This window comes from uncultured Oscillibacter sp., assembly GCF_910587525.1.
Taxonomy (GTDB): domain Bacteria; phylum Bacillota; class Clostridia; order Oscillospirales; family Oscillospiraceae; genus Oscillibacter.
Window position 1 is genome coordinate 1 of record NZ_CAJULS010000223.1, and the last position, 2,528, is coordinate 2,528.

The window sequence follows — 2,528 nt, forward strand, 5'->3', positions numbered from 1 at the left end:
CCAAAATACGGGGGTTGTTCTCAGACGGTGCCCGGAAATTTGGCAGTCTCAATCCGGGTGCGTCTGACAGCGTACCTTGCGGGGCGCTCCGCCGCAGCTGGGAGTGCTTTCGAGGCTGTTTTGCAGCTTTGACGCAAGGCCTCCAGCGGCTCTTCCCGCGCTTCGCGCATAGCCGGTTCCGTTTGGGCGGGGCTTTGCTCCTATTCTCTCGGGAGGCCCCGGCCTGTGCGCAGGCCCAGGAGGAAGGCGTGGACAGCGGTGAATTCCTGCGTTTTGTTGAAGCTGTTCAGCGTGTCCGGGACGATGTCGTCCTCCAATAAGTAGAAGTCCGGTAAGTAGTCCTCCCGTGGAATCGTATCCAAATAAGTTTTGATATAATTCGCATACAGCCATTTCATGAAATCAGACATTACGTGCCACCTCAAAAAAACAATGATTGTGTCGTGTTCTTGCTGATGATAATATAGCACAATGATTGTGTCATGTCAAGAGGAGATAATATGCTTTTACAAGAGAGATTACGGGCTTTGCGAAAAGAGCGAAATGAGACGCAGCTCCAAGTTGCGACTGCAATTGGGATTGCGGACCGTCATTATCAGCGTTTTGAAGGCGGTGTAAATTTGCCCAATTTAGAAAACGCCTGGAAACTGGCGGACCATTTTGGCGTTACCATCGACTATCTGGTAGGCCGCACAGACGAGCGCTGACCCCGCCCGGGCGGTAGACGCAGTTTCTGCCCGCCCGTGCCCGGCCAGGCGCGAAGCGCGGGAAGAGAAGGGAGTCCATGCGTCCAAGCACCAAAACAACTTCGGAAGCATTGGCAGATGCGGGGGAGCGCCTCCGCAAGGTACGCTGTCAGGCGCACCCGGCAGAAGATTGGCAAGATTCGTGGGCACCGGTTCAGACCAGCCCCCGTACATTGGGCGAATTTGACCCCTGCGGTCAAATTCGGCCCCAGCGTCTTTTTCTCTTTTGGACCGTGCACGGCCCGTTTTCTCTTTTTCTCCGCTGAGAAAAAGAGAAAATGGGGGGTGCATCCCGCACGGCGAAGCCGTGCACCCCCCGTCCCCGCCCGCGGCGGGCATCCCCCATCCCCACAGGCGTGGGAACAACAAAGGAGGACACTCTATGAACGCCATCGTCACCGTCGTCGGCCGCGACCGCGTCGGCATCATCGCCGCCATCTGCAACCGCCTGGCAGGCCATAACGTCAACATCCTGGACATCTCCCAGACCATCCTCCAGGGCTCTTTCACCATGGTCATGGCCGTGGACCTCTCCGCTGCCTCCGCGCCCTTTGGGGAGCTTTCCGCTTCCCTGGCGGAGCTGGGAAAAGAGATGGGGCTCTCCATCCGCATCCAGCGGGAGGAGATTTTCAACGCCATGCACACCATTTAAGGAGGAGAGGTTATGCTCAATCAGAAGGAGATCCTCTCCACCATTGAAATGATCGACCAGCAGCACCTGGACATCCGCACCATCACCATGGGCGTCTCCCTGCTCTCCTGCTGCGACCCGGACCCGGGACGGGCCTGTGAGAAAATCTACGAAAAAATCTGCCGCTGCGCCGAGAAGCTGGTCCGGACCGGGCAGGACATCGAGGGGGAGTTCGGCATCCCTATCGTCAACAAGCGCATCTCCGTCACCCCCATGGCCCTGGTGGCAGGGGCGTCGGAGACAGAGGACTATGTCCCCTTTGCCCTGGCCCTGGACCGGGCCGCCAAGACCTGCGGCGTGGACTTCATCGGCGGATACTCCGCCCTGGTGCAAAAGGGCATGACCGGGGCGGACCGGAAGCTGATCCGCTCCATCCCCGAGGCCCTGGCCCGGACGGAGCTGGTGTGCGCCTCCGTCAACGTGGGATCCACCCGGGCGGGGATCAACATGGACGCCGTGGCCCTGATGGGCCGGACCGTGAAGGACACCGCCGCCGCCACCGCGGACCGGGAGGGCCTGGGCTGTGCAAAATTAGTGGTGTTCTGCAACGCTGTGGAGGACAACCCCTTTATGGCCGGGGCCTTCCACGGCGTAGGGGAGGCGGAGAAGGTCATCAATGTGGGTGTCTCCGGCCCCGGCGTCGTCCATCACGCCCTCCAGGCGGTGAAGGGGCAGCCCTTTGACGTGGTGGCGGAGACGGTGAAGAAGACCGCCTTTCGGGTCACCCGCATGGGCCAGCTGGTGGCCCAGGAGGCCAGCCGGCGGCTGGACACCCCTTTCGGCATCGTGGACCTGAGCCTGGCCCCCACCCCCGCCATCGGGGACAGCGTGGCCCGGATTCTGGAGGAGCTGGGCCTGGAGGTCTGCGGCACCCACGGCACCACGGCGGCCCTGGCCATGCTGAACGACGCGGTGAAAAAGGGAGGCGTCATGGCCTCCTCCAGCGTGGGGGGCCTCTCCGGGGCCTTTATTCCCGTCAGCGAGGACGAGGGCATGATCGCCGCCGCCCGCAGCGGGACGCTGTGCCTGGATAAGCTGGAGGCCATGACCTGCGTGTGCTCCGTGGGCCTGGATATGATCGCCGTCCCCGG

The 2,528-nt window shown here is 61.6% G+C and carries 4 protein-coding genes; 3 read left to right on the forward strand and 1 reads right to left on the reverse strand.

All coding sequences use genetic code 11. From position 1 onward, the window contains the following. Positions 1–200: 200 nt before the first annotated feature. On the reverse strand, positions 201–410 hold the full coding sequence (locus tag QZ326_RS12775) for a hypothetical protein (protein ID WP_295745914.1): 210 nt from the start codon (positions 408–410) through the stop codon (positions 201–203). Positions 411–500: 90 nt separating this feature from the next. On the opposite strand from QZ326_RS12775, the gene QZ326_RS12780 reads away from it, so the two are divergent. The 3 genes from QZ326_RS12780 to QZ326_RS12790 form a co-directional block, all read left to right on the forward strand. After that, positions 501–707 carry a helix-turn-helix domain-containing protein gene (locus tag QZ326_RS12780; protein WP_295745917.1) on the forward strand — a complete coding sequence of 69 codons (207 nt, stop codon included), beginning with the start codon at positions 501–503 and terminating at the stop codon, positions 705–707. A 421-nt stretch (positions 708–1,128) separates the two neighbouring features. After that, on the forward strand, positions 1,129–1,398 hold the full coding sequence (locus QZ326_RS12785; RefSeq protein ID WP_295745920.1) for an ACT domain-containing protein: 270 nt from the start codon (positions 1,129–1,131) through the stop codon (positions 1,396–1,398). A gap of 12 nt (positions 1,399–1,410) precedes the next feature. Beyond that, positions 1,411–2,528, forward strand: a 1,118-nt coding sequence (locus QZ326_RS12790; RefSeq protein ID WP_295745923.1) for a PFL family protein, incomplete at its 3' end; no start/stop codon positions are given.

Excerpts from the sequence above, each read along its gene's own strand:
- QZ326_RS12775 (WP_295745914.1), bottom strand. The coding sequence starts at position 410 with ATGTCTGATTTCATGAAATGGCTGTATGCGAATTATATCAAAACTTAT.
- QZ326_RS12780 (WP_295745917.1), top strand. The coding sequence starts at position 501 with ATGCTTTTACAAGAGAGATTACGGGCTTTGCGAAAAGAGCGAAATGAG.
- QZ326_RS12785 (WP_295745920.1), top strand. The coding sequence starts at position 1,129 with ATGAACGCCATCGTCACCGTCGTCGGCCGCGACCGCGTCGGCATCATC.